Source organism: Rhizobacter sp. (assembly GCA_019635355.1).
Lineage (GTDB): Bacteria > Pseudomonadota > Gammaproteobacteria > Burkholderiales > Burkholderiaceae_C > Rhizobacter.
Genome location: JAHBZQ010000001.1, coordinates 4,343,357 through 4,362,367, shown reverse-complemented (window position 1 = coordinate 4,362,367; position 19,011 = coordinate 4,343,357). Strand labels below are relative to the sequence as shown.

The window sequence follows — 19,011 nt, the reverse complement described above, 5'->3', positions numbered from 1 at the left end:
GCGCACACCCGTGCACTTCTGGGAGGTGCGCCGATAGACTCGGCCGGCTGCGCGCCCAGAGGGGGCCGCAACACCACAACATGTCTCGATCGAGGGAGGATTCCATGAGACTTTCCAAGTCAACGATTGCGTGCGCCAGCTCGGCGCTGGTGCTGGCCCTGCTGGCCGGCTGCGGCGGCGGTGGCAAGGGCCACGGCCACGGCCCCTGCAACGCCGCAGGCGGTTGCGGCAACAACGGTGGCGGCAACGGCGGCCCCAACGCCACCACCATCTCGGCCCAGCCGCAGAACCAGTCGGTGCTCACCGGCGCCACCGCCACCTTCACGGTCACGGCCACCGGCACCGACCTGCAATACCAATGGCTGCGCAATGGCGCCGTGATCGCGGGCGCCAACGCCGCCAGCTACACCACCCCGCCTGCGACCTACCTCGACAACGCCACGCAGTACAGCGTGGTCGTCGCCGGCAAGCACGGCACGGTGTCGAGCAACGCGGCCTCGCTCACGCTCACGCTGAGCGCCGACCAGCAGATCCTCGAAGAGACCCTGCTGGCGACGGACGATTCGTCGTACCGCGTCCGCTGGAACCTCAACTACTCCGGCCCGCAGAACGTCGGCGTCAACTTCGCCTACTCGGAGCAGAGCAACGTCAGCGCCTCGCCCCTCACCGCCGGGCCGCAGGTCGCCACGCCGACCCTGCCGTTCAACATGACCGCCACCCTGCCGGTGGTCAATGCACGCCCGACGCGCATCCTGAAAGACGGCGTCGTGCTGGTCGTGCCGGGTGTGCAGGAAGCGCGTCGCTACACCTACGTGGGCAGCGGCATCCGCACCGAAAGCCTCGCCAGCGATGGCAGCACAGTCGCCTACTCGTACATGCTGAGCGACTTCTCCAAGGTGGCGCTGAGCGGTGCGGTGGCGTCCACGCCGGCCGAGATGGCGCAATGGTTCAACTCGTTCTGGTCCAACCCTGCCATCCTGACCCCCGGCGCGCAATACCTGGCCGGCGCCACGTACACCAAGTACACCGCCACCAATGAAGGCGACCGCTACGACGCGTTCGACTGCGCTGCCGCGACCGTGACGGCCAACATCACCCCCTGCATCAGCGGCACCACGCTGCAAGCGGCGCTGACCTCGGGCATGCCGTCGACGAGCGACGCCCGCACCTACTACCTGACCGATGGCGTGCTGACCACGGTCGGCGGTGTGCCGGTGTGGGTGGCGAACGCGCCGCGCCCGATTGCGGCCACGCTGACGTCCACGGTCACGTACCGCATCTACTTCGAGTTGAACGGCAACGTCTACACCGGCGCGCTCACGCGTGACGGCGCGGTCGTGGGGGGCACGTACTACGTCGCCAACCCGACGGCACCGGCCGTGGAAGACCGCCTGGTGTTCTTCCCGTACCAGATCCGCCTCAACAAGGCGGCTCACGACAGCCTGAAGAACGCGCTCGCGCTCTGATGACCGTCTGCCCGGCCGGCGCCCACGGGGGCCGGCCGGGCGTATCAGGGAATCCACTTCCCTGACGCGTGATGCAGGGCACCCGCCGCCGCCCACAATACGGCTCGATTTGAACCATCGTGCCCAGCGGCCCCGCGGAACATGCCCGACACCCTGCAGCAACTGCTTTCCACCGGCGCCGATGGCGCCATCGCCATCTCGGCCCCGGGCCGCCCTGCCCTCCGCTACCGCGACCTGCGCGCCCTCGTGCAGACGACGCTCGCGAGCCTCAACGCCCTCGGCGTGGGCCGCAACGACCGGGTGGGCATCGTGCTCAACAACGGCCCCGAGATGGCCACCTGCTACATGGCCTGTGCCTCCGGCACGACCAGCGCGCCGCTCAACCCGGCCTACCGCGCCGACGAGTTCGAGTTCTACCTCTCCGACCTGAACGCCCGCGCCCTGATCGTCGAGCAAGGCAGCACCTCGCCCGCGATCGACGTGGCCAGGAAGCTCGGCGTGCGCGTGCTCGACCTGGTGGTGCCGGCCGGCGCACCGGCGGGCCAGTTCACGCTGCAGCCACGCGAGGCCGGCACGGCCACGCCCACCACGAACGGCGGCTTCAGCCAGCCGGAAGACGTGGGCATGGTGCTGCACACCTCGGGCACCACCTCGCGGCCGAAGATCGTGCCCCTGTCGGTGGCCAACCTGTGCGCCTCGGCGAAGAACATCCGCACCACGCTGCAGTTCACCCCGAACGACGTGGGCCTGAACATCATGCCGCTCTTCCACATCCACGGCCTCATCGCCGGGGTGCTGGCGCCGCTGTCGGCCGGCTCTCAGGTCTTCTGCACACCGGGCTTCAACGCGCTCAAGTTCTTCGCGTGGATGGATGAGGCCAAACCCACCTGGTACACCGCGGTGCCCACCATGCACCAGGCCATCATCGGCCGTGCCAAGGGCAACCTCGACGTGATCGCGCGCCACCCGCTGCGCTTCCTGCGCTCGAGTTCGTCGTCGATGCCGCCTCAGGTGATCAAGGAGCTGGAAGAGATCTTCAAGGCTCCGCTGATCGAGGCCTACGGCATGACCGAGGCCACGCACCAGATGGCCTCCAACCCGCTGCCGCCGCTGCCGCGCAAGCCCGGCAGCGTGGGCCTGCCGGCGGGCCCCGAGGTGCAGATCATGGGTGAAGACGGGAAGCTGCTCGGCGCGGGTGAGATCGGCGAGATCGTCATCAAGGGCCCCAACGTGACGCTCGGCTACGAGAACAACCCCAAGGCGAATGCCGAGGGTTACCTCAATGGCTGGTTCCGCACCGGCGACCAGGGCACGAAAGACGCCGAGGGCTACATCAGCCTCACGGGCCGCCTGAAGGAGATCATCAACCGCGGCGGCGAGAAGGTGAGCCCGCGCGAGGTCGACGAGATCCTGATGGACCACCCGGCCGTCAACCAGGTGGTGTGCTTCGGCATGCCCCACCCCAAGCTCGGCGAAGAAGTGGCCGCGGTGGTGGTGCTGAAGGAAGGCCAGACCGCCACCGAACGTGAACTGCAGGACTTCGTGGGCACACGCGCTGCGGAGTTCAAGGTGCCGAAGAAGATCCTCTTCATGGAAGAAATTCCCAAGGGGGCGACCGGCAAGCTGCAACGGATCGGCCTGGCCCAGAAGCTCGGCCTTTGATGCCCAAGCCCGCCGCAGAGCGGGCAGCCGCAGCAGGTGCCCGCAAGCGCGGGCGGGACGACGACATATCGCAACGACACATCGAAGAGGAAACGCTGTGAAGAAACTTTGCCTGTCTGTTTTGACCTCCGCTGCCCTGGCCCTCACGGCACACGCCGCGCACGCCTGGGAACCGACCAAGCCCATCGAATTCGTGGTGCCCGCCGGCACCGGCGGTGGCGCCGACCAGATGGCGCGCTTCATCCAGGGCGTGGCCGCCAAGAACAAGCTCACCGCGCAGCCGATCGTCGTCGTCAACAAGGCCGGTGGCGCGGGGGCCGAAGGCTTTCTCGACGTGAAGGGCGACAAGGGCAACGCGCACAAGATCGTCATCACGCTGTCGAACCTCTTCACCACGCCGCTGGCCACCGGCGTGCCCTTCAACTGGCGCGACCTCACGCCGGTGTCGATGCTGGCACTCGACAACTTCATCCTGTGGGTCCACGCCGAGTCGCCTTACAAGACGCCGAAGGAGTACCTCGCCGCGGTGAAGGCGCAGCCCGACAAGACCTTCAAGATGGGCGGCACCGGCTCCAAGCAGGAAGACCAGATCATCACCGTGCTGATGGAGAAGACCGCCGGCAAGAAGATGACCTACATCCCGCTCAAGGGCGGCGGCGACGTGGCCGTGCAGCTCGTGGGCAAACACATCGACTCCACCGTCAACAACCCCATCGAAGCCGAATCGCACTGGCGCTCGGGCGCGCTGCGCCCGCTGTGCGTGATGGACAAGAAGCCGCTCGCCTACCCCGCCAAGGTGACCGCCACCCAGTCGTGGCAAGACGTGCCCACCTGCACCTCGGCCGGCCTGCCGGTCGACTACCTGATGCTGCGCGGGGTGTTCATGCCGCCGGGCGTCACGCCCGACCAGGTGAAGTACTACGTCGACCTCTTCCAGAAGGTGCGCGCTCTGCCAGAGTGGAAGACCTTCATGGAAAAGGGCGCGTTCACACAGACCGTCATGTCCGGCCCCGAGTTCGTCGACTGGCTGGGCAAGAACGAGCAGCTGCACCGTGTGCTGATGAAGGAAGCCGGGTTCCTGGCCACGAACTGATCGCAAGTGCCAGCCGGCCTGGGCGGAAGGGAGAGAAGGAACATGGATCCAGAACACCACCAACCCGGCCCCAGCACCCGCGGCCCCGAGCTCGCGCTGGCGGGCTTCCTGATGGTGCTGGCCGGCTTCGTCATCGTCGACAGCCTCCGCACCGGCATCGGCTGGGGCGACGACGGGCCGAAGTCGGGCTACTTCCCGTTCCGCATCGGCCTCCTGCTGCTGGGCGCGAGCGGCTGGGTGTTCGCGACCACGCTGCTCAAGTGGCGCGAGGCGCACCCGCTCTTCGCCGAGCGCTCGCAGCTCGCCACCGTGTTCGCGATGCTGATCCCGATGGTGGTGTACGTGGGGGGCATCGCCTTCCTCGGGCTCTACGTGTCGTCGCTGGTGCTCATCGCCTACTTCATGCGCCGCTACGGCAAGTTCGGCTGGCCGCTCACCGCGGCGGTGTCGGTGGGCGTGCCGCTGGCCTTCTTCCTCGTCTTCGAACGCTGGTTCCTGGTGCCGCTGCCCAAGGGCCCGATCGAACGCCTGTTGGGGTTCTGATGGAAGAGATCTCGAACCTGCTCAACGGCTTCGCGGTCGCGATGACCGTGCCCAACCTCGGCTACATGCTGATCGGCATCACGCTCGGCGTACTGATCGGCGTGCTGCCCGGCCTGGGCGGTGCCAACGGCATCGCCATCCTGCTGCCGCTCACCTTCAGCATGAACCCCACGTCGGCCATCATCATGCTGTCGTGCATCTACTGGGGCGCGCTCTTCGGCGGGGCGATCACCTCCATCCTCTTCAACATCCCCGGCGAGCCCTGGTCGGTGGCCACCACCTTCGACGGCTACCCGATGGCGCAGAAGGGCCAGGCGGCGCAGGCGCTCACCGCGGCCTTCACCTCGTCGTTCGTCGGCGCGCTCTTCGCGGTGCTGCTCATCACCTTCCTCGCGCCGCTGCTCGCGAAGTTCGCGCTCAAGTTCGGCCCGGCCGAGTTCTTCGCGGTACAGCTGCTCACCTTCTGCAGCTTCGTCGGCATGAGCAAGGAGCCACCCGCGAAAGTGATCGCGGCCATGATGCTCGGCTTCGCGCTCGCCGCCGTCGGCATGGACACCGTGACCGGCCAATTGCGCATGACCTACGGCCAGCCCGAGCTGCTCAAGGGCTTCGACTTCCTCATCGCGGTGATCGGCCTCTTCGGCATCGGCGAGATCCTGCTCACAATGGAAGAAGGCCTCGCCTTCAAGGGCAAGACGGCGCGCATCAACCTCAAGGTCGTGTTCGAGACCTGGGCGTCGCTGCCCAGATACTGGCTGACCTTCCTGCGCTCCACGGCCATCGGCTGCTGGATGGGCATCACGCCGGGCGGCGCCACGCCGGCCTCGTTCATGAGCTACGGCATGGCGCGGCGCATGTCGAAAGACGCGCAGGGCTTCGGCAAGGGCAACGTCGAAGGCGTGATCGCGCCCGAGACCGCAGCGCACGCGGCCGGCACCTCGGCGCTCTTGCCCATGCTCACGCTCGGCATCCCCGGCTCGCCCACCGCGGCGGTGCTGCTCGGCGGCCTGATGATCTGGGGCCTGCAGCCCGGGCCCATGCTCTTCGTCGAGCACAAGGACTTCGTCTGGGGCCTGATCGCCTCGATGTACACCGGCAACATCGTCGGCTTGCTGGTGGTGCTCACCACCGTGCCCTTCTGGGCCGGCTTCCTGCGCATCCCGTTCTCCGTCATCGCGCCGGTGATCGTGGTCATCTGCGCGATCGGCGCCTACACGGTGCACAGTGCCATGTTTGACGTGATCATGATGATGGTGTTCGGCGTGCTCGGTTATCTCTTCAAGAAACTCAAATACCCGCTGGCCCCGCTGGTGCTGGCGCTGGTGCTCGGCGACATGGCGGAAGCCAGCTTCCGCCAGGCGATGCTGCTGTCGCAAGGCAGCCTGTCGATCTTCTGGGCCAACCCGCTGGTCGGCAGCATCGCGGGCCTCGCGGTCGCGCTGCTGCTGTGGCCGCTGCTCGGCTCGGCGCGCGGCTACTTCAAGCCCAAGGAGGCCGTGGCATGAAGATCGCCATCGTCGGCGCCGGCGCCATCGGCGGCTACCTCGGCGCAAAGCTCTCGCTGGCCGGTGAAGACGTCACCTTCATCGCGCGCAACAAGAACCTCGCGGCGATCAATGCCAACGGCTTCAGGCTGATCACCGAAGACGGCAGCGAGCAGCACGCCATGCAGGTGCGCGCCGTGCAGGCGATGGCCGACGCCGGCCCGCAAGATGCGGTGCTGCTCACCGTGAAGGCGCACCAGGTGAAAGACCTGCTGCCCGAGCTGCGCGCGCTCTTCGGGCCCGAGACGATGGTCGTCACCATGATCAACGGCTTGCCGTGGTGGTACTTCCACAAGCTCGCCGGCCCCTACGAAGGCCGCCAACTGGAAAGCGTCGACCCGGGCGGCGTGATCGCGCGCCACATCGAGCCCGAGCGGGTGATCGGCAGCGTGGTCTACCCCGCGGCCGAGCTGGTGGCGCCGGGCGTGGTGAAGGTGATCGAGGGCAACCGCTTCACCCTCGGCGAGCCCGACGGCAGCCGCAGCCCGCGCATCGAGGCGCTGTCGCAGGCGTTGATGAAGGCCGGTTTCAAGGCGCCGGTCAGCAAGGACATCCGCGGCGAGATCTGGGTGAAGCTCTGGGGCAACCTGAGCTTCAACCCGATCAGCGCGCTGACGCATGCGACGCTGCAGGACATCTGCCGCGATGCTGGCACGCGGGAGCTGGCGGCCAACATGATGCGCGAGGCGCAGGCGCTCGGCGAGAAGCTCGGGGTCGAGTTCAAGATCTCGCTCGACAAGCGCATCGCCGGGGCCGAGGCTGTGGGTGCGCACAAGACCTCGATGCTGCAAGACGTGGAGGCGGGGCGGGCGCTCGAACTCGAGGCGCTGGTGGGCAGCGTGCGGGAGCTCGGGCGGATCACCGGGACGCCGACGCCGACGATTGATGCGGTGTATGCGCTGGCCGGTCTTTTGGGCAAGACGCTGGCTGAGGCGAAGGGCAGGTTGGCTGTGCAGGCTGTGGGCTGACACTGCGTGGCGGGTTGCCGGGTCTCGGCCCGGCGGCCGAGTTACTTCTTTTGCTTCGCCAAAAGAAGTAACCAAGAAAAGGCGACCCGACGGTGGCGGTCCGGCCAGAGGCCGGACTGCTCTGCGGTGCTCGGTCTTGAGGGGCCGCGCCGAACTCACTTCGCGCCCGCAGGGCGCTACGTTCAGACAGGCGGCGCGAAGTCAGTGGTTGATGCGCGCTGACGCGCGCGCCCCTCAAGCCCTGCGCTCCTCGACGCCACCCACGGGACGCGGTGCGATACGGCTCGCTTCGCATCGCCTCCTTTTTCCGTTCGCCCTGAGCTTGTCGAAGGGCCGTGCCATGCGCTGGCTTCGACAGGCTCAGCCCGAACGGTGGGGGTGGGGGTGGGGGTGGGGGTGGACGTGGGGGCACAAACCCAAACCCAGCACGAGGCGAAGCGAGCCGAGAGTGTGATGCCCGCGAAGCGGGCGGCGGTATCCCGGGGCCCTTGAGAGCCGTCGAGCAGCGCAGGGCTTGGGGTGGCGTGCGAAGCACGCTTCGTCATCTGACTTCGGGCAGCTGTTTGAGCGCAGCGCTCGCAGAGCGCGTAGCGAGTTCTGCCCGACACCCCAAGTCCGAGCAGCGCAGAGCAGTCGCCCCTAGGGCGACCGGCGAACGGGGTGCCCTTTCTTTTGGTTCCTTTTCTTTGGGCAAGCAAAGAAAAGGGACTGCGCCGCCGGGCGCACATCCCGGCAACAGCACTCCGCAGGAGTGCACGCCCGTCCACCCCACAACCTGTACGTAGTTGCACTGTCAATAACCCCCCCAGGCTGCCTAACATCCCCTCCTCTCTTACCGGAGGGTCCGACATGAACAAACAGTGGCTGACAGCCTTGTGGATGGTGGTAACGGCGCTGGGCATCACCCCGCCGACGTGGGCGCAGATCAGGATCGGCCAGACGGCCGGCTTCAGTGGGGCGGTGGCCGCCTCGGTGAAGGAAGCCACCGACGGCGCCAAGCTCTATTTCGACGCGGTGAACGCGCGCGGTGGCATCAACGGCCAGCCGATCGAGCTGATCTCGCTCGACGACAAGTTCGACCCCAAGCTCGCCGCCGCCAATGCGAAGGAGCTGATCGACAAGGGCGTGGTCGCCCTCTTCCTCAACCGCGGCACGCCCCACACGCAGGCGATCATGCCGCTGCTCAACGAGCACAAGATCCCGCTGATCGGCCCGTCGACCGGCGCGATGGTGCTGCACCAGCCGGTGCACCCGTGGCTCTTCAACGTGCGCGCCACCTACCAGCGCGAGGCCGAGCGCGCGATCTCGCACCTGAGCCTGATCGGCGTCGACCGCATCGCCATCGTGCAGGTCGACGACAGCTTCGGTGCCGACGCGGTGCAGGGCGCGCTCAAGGGCCTGAAGTCGGTCAACAAGGAACCGCTGATCCTGGAGAAGTACGACCGCGCCAAGCCCGACTACAGCGCCATCGTGCCGCGCGTGGTGGCCAGGGAGCCGCAGGCGGTGATGCTCATCGGCTCGGGCACCGCCATCGTCGACGGCATGAAGGCGCTGCGCGCCGCGGGCTCGAAGGCGCAGCTCGTCACCCTGTCGAACAACGCCTCGACGGGCTTCGTGAAGGAGCTCGGCCCCATCGCGCACGGCGTAGTGGTGAGCCAGGTCTTCCCCTATGAGCGCTCGATCGCCTCACCCGTGGTGAAAGAGGCGATGGAGCTCGCCAAGGCGAAGGGCATGGAGCTCTCGCCCATCACGCTGGAGGGCTTCGTGTCGGCCAAGGTGGTGGTCGAAGGCCTGCGCCGCGCCGGCGCCGGGCCCACGCGCGACAAGCTGCGCCGCGCGCTCGAAGGCTTCAACCGCTTCGACCTGGGCGGGCTGGAGCTGAGCTACTCGCCCACCGACCACAGCGGCCTGGACTACGCCGACCTCTCCATCATCGGCCCCGATGGTCGATTCCGACGCTAATCAGGCCGCGAAGAAACGCTCGACCAGCGCGAATTGCTCCGGCACGTTGAGCGCCGGGGCGTGCCCGCAGCCGGCGATGGTGGCCACCACCGCGCGGGGTCCGCGCTGGCGCATCTGTTCGGCCACCTCGGCCGAGAGCAGGTCGGAGCTTTCGCCGCGCAGGCACAGCACGGGGAGGTCGAGGCTGTCCCAGGCTTCCCACTGCGTGTAGTCGTCGGGGTAGTGCTCGAACTGCTTCGCCATCGCGGGGTCGTAGTGCGGGGTCACGCGGCCATCGGGCAGGCGGCGCACCGAGGTTTCGGTGAGGCGGCGCCATTGCGCGTCGCTCAGCCAGCCATAGGGCTTGTAGATGGTGCGGAAGTAGGCCTCGAGTTCGCTCACGGTGTCGAACGCCGAGGGCGACCCGGCATACGAGCGGATGCGCTCGCTCGACACGCGCGTGATCTCGGGCCCCATGTCGTTGAGCACCAGGCGCCGCAGCCGGCCGCGCAGGCTGGTGGCGGCCACGCGCAGGCCGATGGCCCCGCCCATCGAGGTGCCGAGCCAGTGGAAGCGCTCCACGCCGAGCTGGTTGACGAGCGAGGTGGCCAGGCGCGCGTAGAACGCGAGGCAATACTCTTCCTTGGGGCTCGGGCTCCACTGGCTGAGGCCACGCCCGATCGTGTCGGGGCAGATCACGCGGTAGCGCTGCGAGAGGTGCGCGGCGATGTCGTCCATGTCGCGCCCGGTGCGCGCGAGGCCGTGCCAGGCGATCACCGTCTCGTCGTGCCCCGCCCCCCACTCGGTGTAATGAAGCTCGCGGCCTTCGCAGATGAGGTAGCGGGAAGTGAATGCAGAAGAGAGGCTCATGGTCGACGGCCCTTGGATCGCAGCGCCCTCAGCCGCCCCACCACGCCGGTGGGGAAGTGGTAGACCGAGAGCACGAAAAGCAGGCCCAACCACAACAGCCAGCGGTCGGGCGAAACGAGTTGCGACGCGACGGGCACACCCTCGACCGCGCTCGCGCCGAGCTTGAGCAGGTCTTGCAGGTAGTTCTGCGCGATGACGAAGAGCACGCTGCCCACCACCGCGCCATACACCGTGCCCATGCCGCCGATCACGACGATGAGCAGGATGTCGAGCATGATCTCGAAGCTGAGCGAGGTGTCGGGCCCGTTGTAGCGCAGCCAGATCGCGAGCAGGCAGCCGGCCAGCGTGGCGAAGAGCGCCGACAGCACGTTGCTGAGCGTGCGGTACACCACCACCCGGTAGCCGATGGCCTCGGCGCGGAAGTCGTTCTCGCGGATGGCCTGCAGCACGCGGCCGAAGGGCGAGTTGACGATGCGCAGCATCACGAGCACCAGCGCCACCGCGGCGACGAAGAGCAGGTAGTAGCTGAGGAAGCGGCCATCGATGCTCGCGCCGAAGAAGGGCTCTTCGAAGTACTGCGTACCGGGCTGCAGGGCCTCGGGCACCTTGAAGTTGAGGCCGTCTTCGCCGCCGGTGAATTCCGAGAGTTGCGAGGCGAGCGAGAGAAATGCCGACGCCACGGCGAGCGTGATCATCGCGAAGAAGATCGCTTTGACCCGCAAGCTGAAGAGCCCGATCACCAGCGAGAGCACGAGGGCCACCACCAGCGCCACGCCCACGCCGAGCGCAAGCGCACCCCAGCCCGGGCCGAGCCGGGTGCTTGCAATGGCCACGCCATAGGCCCCGATGCCGAAGAACATGGTGTGCGCGAAGCTCACGATGCCGGTGTAGCCCAGCAGCAGGTCGAAGCTCGCCACGAGCACGATGAAGACGAGGATCTTCGCGCCCACGTTGAGCGCCTTGGTGCTCGGGAAGAGAAACGGCGTGAGCGCGAGGCCCAGCACGATCACGATGAGGATGGCCGCGAGCCAGCGGTTGCGCGGCAGGTCGTGGGAGAGGAGACGGCTCAGCATGCACAGACTCCGTTCGCCCTGGGCCTGTCGAAGGGCCTGGTGGCGGTGCGAGGGGGCTTCGACAGGCTCAGCCCGAACGGTTGTAGGAGGTTCATCGGTTCGCCACCGGATAGAGGCCCTGCGGACGCCACAGCAGGATGGCGACCATGAGGCCGATGTTGGAAAACATCGCCGCCTTGGGCGCGAGGAAGCCCACGTAGTTGGCGAGCAGACCCACCAGCAGCGCCCCCACGAAACACCCGAAGGTGGAGCCGAGGCCGCCGATGATGATCACGATGAAGATCAGCGTGTTGACCTGCGCACCGATCTGCGGGATCACGCTCTGCTGGTACAGCCCCCACAGCACGCCGCCGAGACCGGCGAGCGCCGAGCCGGCGACAAACACGCCGACGAAGAGGCGGCGGATGCGGTAGCCCAGGCTCTCGACCATCTCGCGGTCCTGCACGCCGGCGCGGATGAGCAGGCCGAGCTTGGTGCGGTTGAGGGTGAAGAGCATTGCGAGCAGCACCCCCGCGCCGATGACCACCGCGACGAGCCGGTACTTCTCGACCACCGCGTCGCCAAAGATGAACGAGCCGCGCAGCGTGGTGGGCAGCGGCAGCGGGACCTGCTGCGGGCCCCACACGACCTTGATCAGCTCTTCGCCGATGATCATGCCGCCCATCGTCACGAGGATCTGCTTCAGGTGCTGGCCGTAGACCGGCCGCACCATCACCCGCTCGAAGCCCCAGCCGATGGCCGCGGTGACGCTCATCGCCGCCAGCATGGCGAGGAAGACGACCGCGAGGTTCTTCAGCAGGCTGTCGGCGTCCGACCAGCCGGTCATCGCACCGAAGATGCTGGTGGCCACGAAAGCACCGAACGCGATGAAGACACCGTGGCCGAAGTTCAGCACGTCCATCAGGCCGAAGACGAGCGTGAGGCCCGAGGCGATGATGAAGACGATCATGCCCATTGCGAGGCCCGCGACCGTGAGCGTGAGCCACGACGAGGGCGAGCCGATGGCCGGCAGTGCGAGCAGCGCGAGCAGCGGCACGAGCGCCAGCGGGATCCAGTCGAACGCGGCCTTCGGGATGGCGTCGGCCTGCGCGGGCGGGGCCGCGGTGGTGGTGGTCGTCGTGTTCATTGGTGGGCTCCCAGCGAGAGGCCGAGCAGCCGGTGTTGAAGGTCTTCGTCGTCGGCCAGGGCCTGCATCGCGCCGTGGTGCACCACGCGGCCGTCGTCCATGACGGCCACCCGGTCGCCGAGCGCCTTGGCCATGGCGAAGTTCTGCTCGACGAGCAGCACGGTGGTCTGCGTGCGCTTGAGTTCGCGTAAAGCCTGGATGAGGTTCTGCACGATGGCAGGCGCGAGGCCCTTGCTGGGCTCGTCGATGAGAAGCAGGCGGCGCGGCTCGACCATCGCGCGGGCGATGGCCAGCATCTGCTTCTGCCCGCCGGAGAGTTTTCCGGCCGGGTAGAGCCAGAACTTCTTCACCGCGGGGAAGAGGCTGAAGAGCCACTCCAGGCGCTGCGTGTCCATCTGGTCGGCGGTGCGGGCGCTGCGTGCGGCGAGCAGCAGGTTCTCCTTCACCGAGAGGTCGCTGAAGATGCCCATGTTTTCGGGCACGTAGGCAATGCCGAGTTGCGCGATGTCGGGCGTGGGCCGGCCGGCGATGGCCTGGCCGTCGAAGGTGATCGTGCCTTGCGAGGCGGCCCACAGGCCCATGATCGTGCGCAGCGTGGTGGTCTTGCCGGCGCCGTTGCGGCCGAGCAGCATGGTCACCTGGCCGGTGGGCACCTCGACGTCGACACCGTGGAGTATGTGGTACTGGCCGATGTGCGTGTGCACGTCTTGGAGCTTGAGCAACGTCGTCATGCGGCCTCCTTCGCGGCCATGCCGAGGTAGGCCTGCTGCACGACGGGCGAGGCGATCACCGTCGCCGGGTCGCCGTCGGCCACCAGCTGGCCGTTGTGCAGCACGATGATGCGGTCGGCCAGCTCGCGCACCACGTCCATCTTGTGCTCGACGAGCAGGATGGTCGCGTCGCGCCGCGCCTTCAGCATGCGGATGAGGTCGAGGATCACCGGCACCTCGTCGACGCTCATGCCCGCCGTGGGCTCGTCGAACATGAAGACCTGCGGGTCGAGCGCCATCAGCATCGCCACCTCGAGCTTGCGCTGGTCGCCGTGCGGCAGGCTGCTCGCGATGGCCTCGGCCTTGTCGCCGAGCTGCACCTGCCGCACGAGCTCGTGCGCACGGGCCAGCGTCTCCTTGCGGTCGAGCCACACCGACCACAGGTTGAGCCCCTCGCGGCGCCGCGACTGCACCACCAGGCGCACGTTCTCCACCACCGTGAGGTTGGGAAAGAGCTGCGTGAGCTGGAACGCGCGGCCGAGGCCGCGGTGCGTGCGGGTCGACGCCGGCTCGGCGGTGATGTCGTGGCCGCCCAGCAGCACCTGGCCCTCGGTCGCGCGCAGCTGGCCGGAGATCAGGTTGAAGTAGGTGGTCTTGCCGGCGCCGTTGGGGCCGACGATGGCCGTGAGCGTGCCGGGCTGGAAGGCACAGCTCACGTGGTCCACCGCCACGTGTCCGCCGAAGCGGACCGTGAGGTTGCGGGTCTCGAGCATGTCGTGTCGGTGCGCGCTCAGCGCTTGTTGCGGATCGGCACGTTCATCTCTTCCGGCTTGATCTCGCGCACCAGCTCCGGCACGCCCCAGGTGAAGGCCGGGTCCACCTTGATCTTGAAGTGGTACATCGACTGCATGGCCTGGTGGTCTTCCTTGCGGAAGGTCATCTTGCCCTTGGGCGTCTCGAAGCTCATGCCTTCCATCGTGGTGATGAGCTTGTCGGTGTTGGTGTTGCCCTGGGTCTTCTTCAAGGCCTCGACCAGCGCGATGCCGGCGCTCATGCCGCCCGCGGTGAAGAAGTCGGGTGGCGTCTGGAACTTCTTGTAGTGGTTGGCCACGAGCCACTCGTTGGCCGGGTTCTTCGGGATGCCGAAGTAGTAGTAGGCCGCGCCTTCCATGCCGGGGAACTGCTTGTAGGCGGTCATCGCCGGAAGGATGTTGCCGCCGGTGGCGATCTCGATGTTGTAGCGCTTCAAGTCGAGGTCGGCGATCTTGAACGGGTTGCCCGCGCCGGCCCAGATGATGAAGATGACCTTGCGGCCGGGCGCGTCCTTCAGCTTGTCGATGATGCGCTGCGCGCCGGCGGTGAAGTCGGTGGTGGCGGCGGGCAGGTATTCCTCGTGGACGATCTTCGCGGTCTTGAGCGCGTCCTTGAAGGCCTTCACACCGTCGCGGCCGAAGGCGTAGTCCTGTGCGAGGGTGGCGATGCTCACGCCGGCCTTGTCGAGCGCCACGGCGTTGGCGATGGCGTCCTGCGAGCTGTTGCGGCCGGTGCGGAAGATGTACTTGTTCCATTTGTCGCCGGTGATCGAGTCGGCCACGGCGGGCTCGACCAGCAGGATCTTCTTGTACTCCTCGGCCACCGGCAGCATGGCGAGCGCCACGCCCGAGCCGGTGGTGCCCACCGCGATGTCGGCCTTGTCGTCACCGTAGGCGGTGGCCAGCAGGTTCTTGCCCACGTCGGGCTTGCCCTGGTCGTCTTTCTCGATCACCACGAGCTTCTTGCCGGCCACCGTCATCGTGCCACCAGTGGCGTATTCGAGGCCCATCATCAGGCCGGTGTGCGTCTGCTTGGCGTAGGCCTCGAGCGGGCCGGTCTTGCCGTAGACGTGGGCGATGCGGACCTCGTTCTTGGATTGGGCCTGGACGAGCGGCGCGGCCAGCGTGAGCGCAGCGGCGGCGGTGGCAACGGCAGTGAGGGCAACGCGGCGGGTGGCGAAGTGCATGGTGTCTCCTGGGTTCTCAGGCGGCGCAGTTGCCGCCCGTGCGGGGCTCTCTTGCGCAAAGCCTGTGCCCAAAAGCACCAGATCAGGGCAAACACTAGGTTTACCTGGGACGCTGAGTGCCGCGTTGCCGGGCTCTCGCCCAAATGCCGGACACGCCAGGTGAGCACCGTGTCTTGCGCTTGGACAGTGCCCGAAACTCAGGCAAACCTAGAGCTTCATTTCCAGACGCACCTGCCAGCTGATGGAGGAGTCGGTGTCGGTCTCGCTGGTCTCGCGGACATTGCCACCTTCGAAGCGACTGCCGGTGAGGTAGTCGCGTGCCGCGAGGTTGCTGCCCGACACCCGCAGCTGCATGCCCGGGCGCAGGGTGTAGAGCACGAACGCATCGGCCACCGTCTTCTTGCCCTGCACGACCCACTGCGTCTCGCTGAGGCGGGTGGTGTAGCCGGGCTGCCAGCTCAAGTTGCCGCCGAGCGTGAGGCCGGTGCCGCGCAGGCGGTAGTCGGCGCCCAGGTTGACGACGCCCGAGGCCTGCTGGTCGATGCGGTTGTCGGGCCCCGGCGTGCCCTTCACCTTCGAGCGGAAGACGCTGCCATTGGCGCGCAGCTCGACGCCGGGCGCGTCGGCCACGAGGTCGCTGAGGCGGAACTTGGCTTCGAGTTCGACACCCTGGGTGGTGGCGTCGCCGACGTTCTGCATGCGCGACACGTAGCGTGTGCCCTCCAGCGACGTCACGGTGCGGATGTACTGGCTGATCTCTCGGTGGAAAACATTGGCGCTCAGGATGCCGCTGCCGGGGAGGTAGCGCTCGATCGCCACGTCGAGGCCGGTGGCCAGCTCGGGCTTCAGGTCGGGGTTGCCGGCGCGGTCGGGGCGGGTCTCGGAGTTGTCGCTCGACAAGCGGGTGTACGGGATCAGGTTCTGCAGCGTCGGCGAGCGGTAGCTGCGGGTGAGGCTCAGGCGCACCTGGTCGCGGCTCTTGGGGTCGAACTTCCACACGGTGTGCAGGAGCGGCGTCCACACGCTGCTGCGGTTGTCGAATGCCTGCGTGGCGCCGTTCGCATCGCCTTGCGTGCGGATGCCCTCCCAGCGCAGGCCGGCGTGCACGGCCCATTGCGGCGTGAGGTTCCATTCGTCCTGTGCGTAGGCGGCCAGACGCAGCGAGCGGGCGGAGAAGTCGTCACCCGAGACGTCGGCCTCGCTGTGCTGCTCGCCCCGGCGGTTGTGCTCGAATTCGGCGCCGGTCACCAGCGCGTGGTCGTTGGGCAGCAGGGCGGTGAGCTTGGTGCCGAGCGTGGCGTTGGTGTCGCGGGCGGTGTTCACGTCATCGAAGTCGCTCGGCTGGGCACGCGTGGGCGAAGCGTCGTCGTTGCGCAGAGTTCGCTCAGCACGGCCGCTCCAGCGGCCCTGGCCGAGGCCACCCTTGACTTCGAGCCGGCCGAGGCCGTCCAGCCCACGGTTGAATTGCCCGTTCAGGCGCAGCAGCGTGTAGTGCCCGGTGTTGTGGCCGGTGCTGGTGTCGTAAGGCTGCTCGGCCAGCGGGCCGGTGAAGGTGCTGCTGTAGGCGACACGCGAGCTGCGCCGGCTGTCGGACTCGTTGTAGATCAGCAAGGGCATCAGCACGAGCGACGTGCCCTTGTCACCGCGCCATTGCAGCCGGCCCGTTGCATGCAGGCCGGTGCGCTTGTCGCTCGACTGCGTGGTCTCCACGCTCTCGCTGTGGCCGCCCGTCAACGGCGTGCTGTCGTCGCGCACGGTGGTGGTCGTGCTGTGGGTGTCGCGCTCGCCGTGATAGGCCGAGAGCGAGAGGTTGTAGATCAGGTTGTCGACGCTGTCGTTGCGCGTCCAGGAGAAGCCGGGGTTCACGTGCCCGTTCTCCACCCCGAAGCCCACGCGCAAATCGTTCAGCCGCTTCTTGAAGCCTTCTCGCGTGACGATGTTGATGGTGCCGGCAATCGCCCGCGCGCCGGTCTCGGCGGTGGGCGCGCGCAGGATCTCGATGCGCTCGATCTGCTCGGGCGTGAGCGTGTCGATGGTGAGGCCCGGTGGCACACGCTCGCCGTCGATGAGGATCTGCGTGTAGCCGCTGCCGAGCCCACGCATGCGGATCGCCCCACCGCGCCCCGGCGCGCCTTGCAGCGTGATGCCGGGCAGGCGCTTCAAGACCTCGCCCACGGTGCTGTCGCCGAAGCGCTCGATCTCCTCGCGCCCGATCACGATCTTGGCGGCGGTGGACTGGCGGCGCTCGCTCTGGTCGTTGTCGCGCGTGCCGGTGATCTCGACGCGCTCGAGCTGCTGTGGTGCAGGCGATGGCGCGGGTGCAGGCGGCGTTGGCGTCTGTGCCTGCACGGCGGCCGCGGCCACGGTGAGTGCAATCAGGGTGAGGGGGTGATGCGGAGCGAGAAGACCGTGGGCAGGCATGGCGAAGCGGCGACCGGAAAGACCCCGAAGCATGCACGGGATGCCCGGCACCCGCATCGGTGAAGGCTCGCAGCCCGCGTTGCCGCGAGGTAAAGCCGGTGCGTCAGGCCGAACGGCGCTCAGCTCGAGCCGAGCTTCTCGTACAGCGTGGCGCGCGAGATGCCGAGCAGCCGCGATGCAGCGAGCTTGTTGCCGCCGGTCGCTTGCAGCGCCTCGCGGATGGCCCGCTGCTCCAGCTCGGCGATCGCCTGCGGCAGCGGCGTGATGGTGGCGGTGGCTCCAGCGGCCACTGCGATGCGAGGCGTGGGAGCGGCGGCGGGTGGCGGCGGGGGGCTCAGTTGCGGCACGCCCGCGATCAGGCTGCCGAAATGCGCTGCCGTGAGCACGGTGTCGTCGGTCATCAGCGTCGCCTGCTCCAGCACGTTGCGCAGCTCGCGGATGTTGCCGGGCCACGGCTGGCGCGACAGCAGTTCCAGCGCATCGGGCGACAGGCCCTTGTGCGGCAGGCCGCTGCGGCGGGCGATGTCGTCGGCCAGCGCCTCGACCAGCGCTTCGAGATCGGGCAGGCGCTCGCGCAGCGCCGGCAGCCGGATCGGCAGCACGTTGAGGCGGTAGTAGAGGTCGGCGCGGAAGCTGCCGGCGGCCACCATCGCGGGCAGGTCGCGGCTGGTGGCGGCGATGATGCGCACGTCGACCCGCTCGACCTTGTTGCTGCCGAGCGGCTCGATCTCCTGCTCCTGCAGCACGCGCAAGAGCTTGCTCTGCAGCGCGACCGGCATGTCGCCGATCTCGTCGAGGAAGAGCGTGCCGCCGTCGGCGAGCTTGAACTTGCCGTCGCGGCCCTTGCGGTCGGCGCCGGTGTAGGCGCCGGGGGCCACGCCGAAGAACTCGGCTTCGAGCAGGGTGTCGGGCACGGCGGCGATGTTGACGCCGACGAAGGCACGCGAGGCACGGGTGCTCGCCGCGTGGATGGCATGCGCCAGCAGCTCCTTGCCGGTGCCCGTCTCGCCAAGCAGCAGCACGGTGCTGTCGGTCTGCGCCACGCGGCGTGCCTGGCGCTTCGTCTCCATCGCGACCGGGCTCGAGCCGATGAAGCTCGCGATGGTGTACTTGGGGCGGCGCTGCGCGGCGAGCTGCTGGCGTGCGTCGTCGAGCTCGCGCTGCAGGCGGCTGAATTTCGTCATCAGCGGCTGCATCGTCGTCTCGGGGTGGTCGAGCAGCACCAGGCCGAGCGCGCCGATCACCTCGCCCTCGGGGCTGCGCAGGGGGATGCGGCTCACCAGGAAGGTGCCGGCCTGGTTGGTGAGCAGGTCCACCAGCATGGGCTGGCCGGTCTCGATCACGTGGGCCATCAGCGTGTTGGGCACAACCTCTTCCACGAGGCGGCCGACGAAGTCGCTTTCTTCATGGCCGAGGCCGGGCAGGAAGCGCTTGTAGCCCTCGCTGATCCACACGATGCGGTGGTGCCGGTCGACCACCATCATGCCCATCGCGGCCTGCGCCAGCGTGTCGAACATGCTCTGCGCGGCGAGCTTGAGCACGCCGTCGGCGTCGGCAGGGAGGAGGGTCGTCGTCATGGGGCAGTGTCCGTGTGC

General features: G+C 67.9%; 15 protein-coding genes. 7 read left to right on the top strand and 8 right to left on the bottom strand.

Annotation, left to right across the window (positions count from 1 at the left end; genetic code table 11):
• Positions 1-104 precede the first annotated feature (104 nt).
• From KF892_20315 to KF892_20285, 7 genes are all read left to right on the top strand, one after another.
• Complete coding sequence (locus KF892_20315) at positions 105-1,466, top strand: hypothetical protein (GenBank protein ID MBX3627365.1); 1,362 nt, start codon at positions 105-107, stop codon at positions 1,464-1,466.
• 141 nt (positions 1,467-1,607) lie between these two features.
• On the top strand, positions 1,608-3,128 hold the full coding sequence (locus KF892_20310) for an AMP-binding protein (GenBank protein ID MBX3627364.1): 1,521 nt from the start codon (positions 1,608-1,610) through the stop codon (positions 3,126-3,128).
• A gap of 67 nt (positions 3,129-3,195) precedes the next feature.
• The gene (locus KF892_20305) at positions 3,196-4,221 is read left to right on the top strand and encodes a tripartite tricarboxylate transporter substrate binding protein (GenBank protein ID MBX3627363.1); all 1,026 of its coding nucleotides are present in this window, start codon (positions 3,196-3,198) and stop codon (positions 4,219-4,221) included.
• 42 nt (positions 4,222-4,263) lie between these two features.
• Positions 4,264-4,764, top strand: a complete 501-nt coding sequence (locus KF892_20300) for a tripartite tricarboxylate transporter TctB family protein (GenBank protein MBX3627362.1) — start codon at positions 4,264-4,266, stop codon at positions 4,762-4,764.
• Positions 4,764-6,269 carry a tripartite tricarboxylate transporter permease gene (locus tag KF892_20295; protein MBX3627361.1) on the top strand — a complete coding sequence of 502 codons (1,506 nt, stop codon included), beginning with the start codon at positions 4,764-4,766 and terminating at the stop codon, positions 6,267-6,269. The genes KF892_20300 and KF892_20295 overlap by 1 nt, the downstream gene beginning before the upstream one ends.
• On the top strand, positions 6,266-7,276 hold the full coding sequence (locus KF892_20290) for a 2-dehydropantoate 2-reductase (protein MBX3627360.1): 1,011 nt from the start codon (positions 6,266-6,268) through the stop codon (positions 7,274-7,276). The genes KF892_20295 and KF892_20290 overlap by 4 nt, the downstream gene beginning before the upstream one ends.
• Before the next feature lie 849 nt (positions 7,277-8,125).
• Complete coding sequence (locus KF892_20285) at positions 8,126-9,238, top strand: ABC transporter substrate-binding protein (protein ID MBX3627359.1); 1,113 nt, start codon at positions 8,126-8,128, stop codon at positions 9,236-9,238.
• Here KF892_20285 and KF892_20280 read toward each other — a convergent pair whose 3' ends face one another.
• The 8 genes from KF892_20280 to KF892_20245 form a co-directional block, all read right to left on the bottom strand.
• Complete coding sequence (locus KF892_20280) at positions 9,239-10,087, bottom strand: alpha/beta hydrolase (protein MBX3627358.1); 849 nt, start codon at positions 10,085-10,087, stop codon at positions 9,239-9,241.
• Positions 10,084-11,160, bottom strand: a complete 1,077-nt coding sequence (locus KF892_20275; protein ID MBX3627357.1) for a branched-chain amino acid ABC transporter permease — start codon at positions 11,158-11,160, stop codon at positions 10,084-10,086. Before KF892_20275 ends, KF892_20280 begins: the two co-directional genes overlap by 4 nt.
• A 91-nt stretch (positions 11,161-11,251) precedes the next feature.
• Positions 11,252-12,286 (bottom strand): branched-chain amino acid ABC transporter permease, encoded by a 1,035-nt coding sequence (locus KF892_20270; protein MBX3627356.1) that lies wholly within the window; start codon positions 12,284-12,286, stop codon positions 11,252-11,254.
• The gene (locus KF892_20265) at positions 12,283-13,017 is read right to left on the bottom strand and encodes an ABC transporter ATP-binding protein (GenBank protein MBX3627355.1); all 735 of its coding nucleotides are present in this window, start codon (positions 13,015-13,017) and stop codon (positions 12,283-12,285) included. The genes KF892_20270 and KF892_20265 overlap by 4 nt, the downstream gene beginning before the upstream one ends.
• Positions 13,014-13,769 carry an ABC transporter ATP-binding protein gene (locus KF892_20260; protein MBX3627354.1) on the bottom strand — a complete coding sequence of 252 codons (756 nt, stop codon included), beginning with the start codon at positions 13,767-13,769 and terminating at the stop codon, positions 13,014-13,016. Before KF892_20260 ends, KF892_20265 begins: the two co-directional genes overlap by 4 nt.
• Positions 13,770-13,786: 17 nt before the next feature.
• Positions 13,787-14,995 carry a substrate-binding domain-containing protein gene (locus KF892_20255; protein MBX3627353.1) on the bottom strand — a complete coding sequence of 403 codons (1,209 nt, stop codon included), beginning with the start codon at positions 14,993-14,995 and terminating at the stop codon, positions 13,787-13,789.
• A gap of 207 nt (positions 14,996-15,202) precedes the next feature.
• The gene (locus tag KF892_20250; protein ID MBX3627352.1) at positions 15,203-17,416 is read right to left on the bottom strand and encodes a TonB-dependent receptor; all 2,214 of its coding nucleotides are present in this window, start codon (positions 17,414-17,416) and stop codon (positions 15,203-15,205) included.
• Positions 17,417-17,535: 119 nt separating this feature from the next.
• The gene (locus KF892_20245) at positions 17,536-18,993 is read right to left on the bottom strand and encodes a sigma 54-interacting transcriptional regulator (protein MBX3627351.1); all 1,458 of its coding nucleotides are present in this window, start codon (positions 18,991-18,993) and stop codon (positions 17,536-17,538) included.
• Positions 18,994-19,011 lie beyond the last annotated feature (18 nt).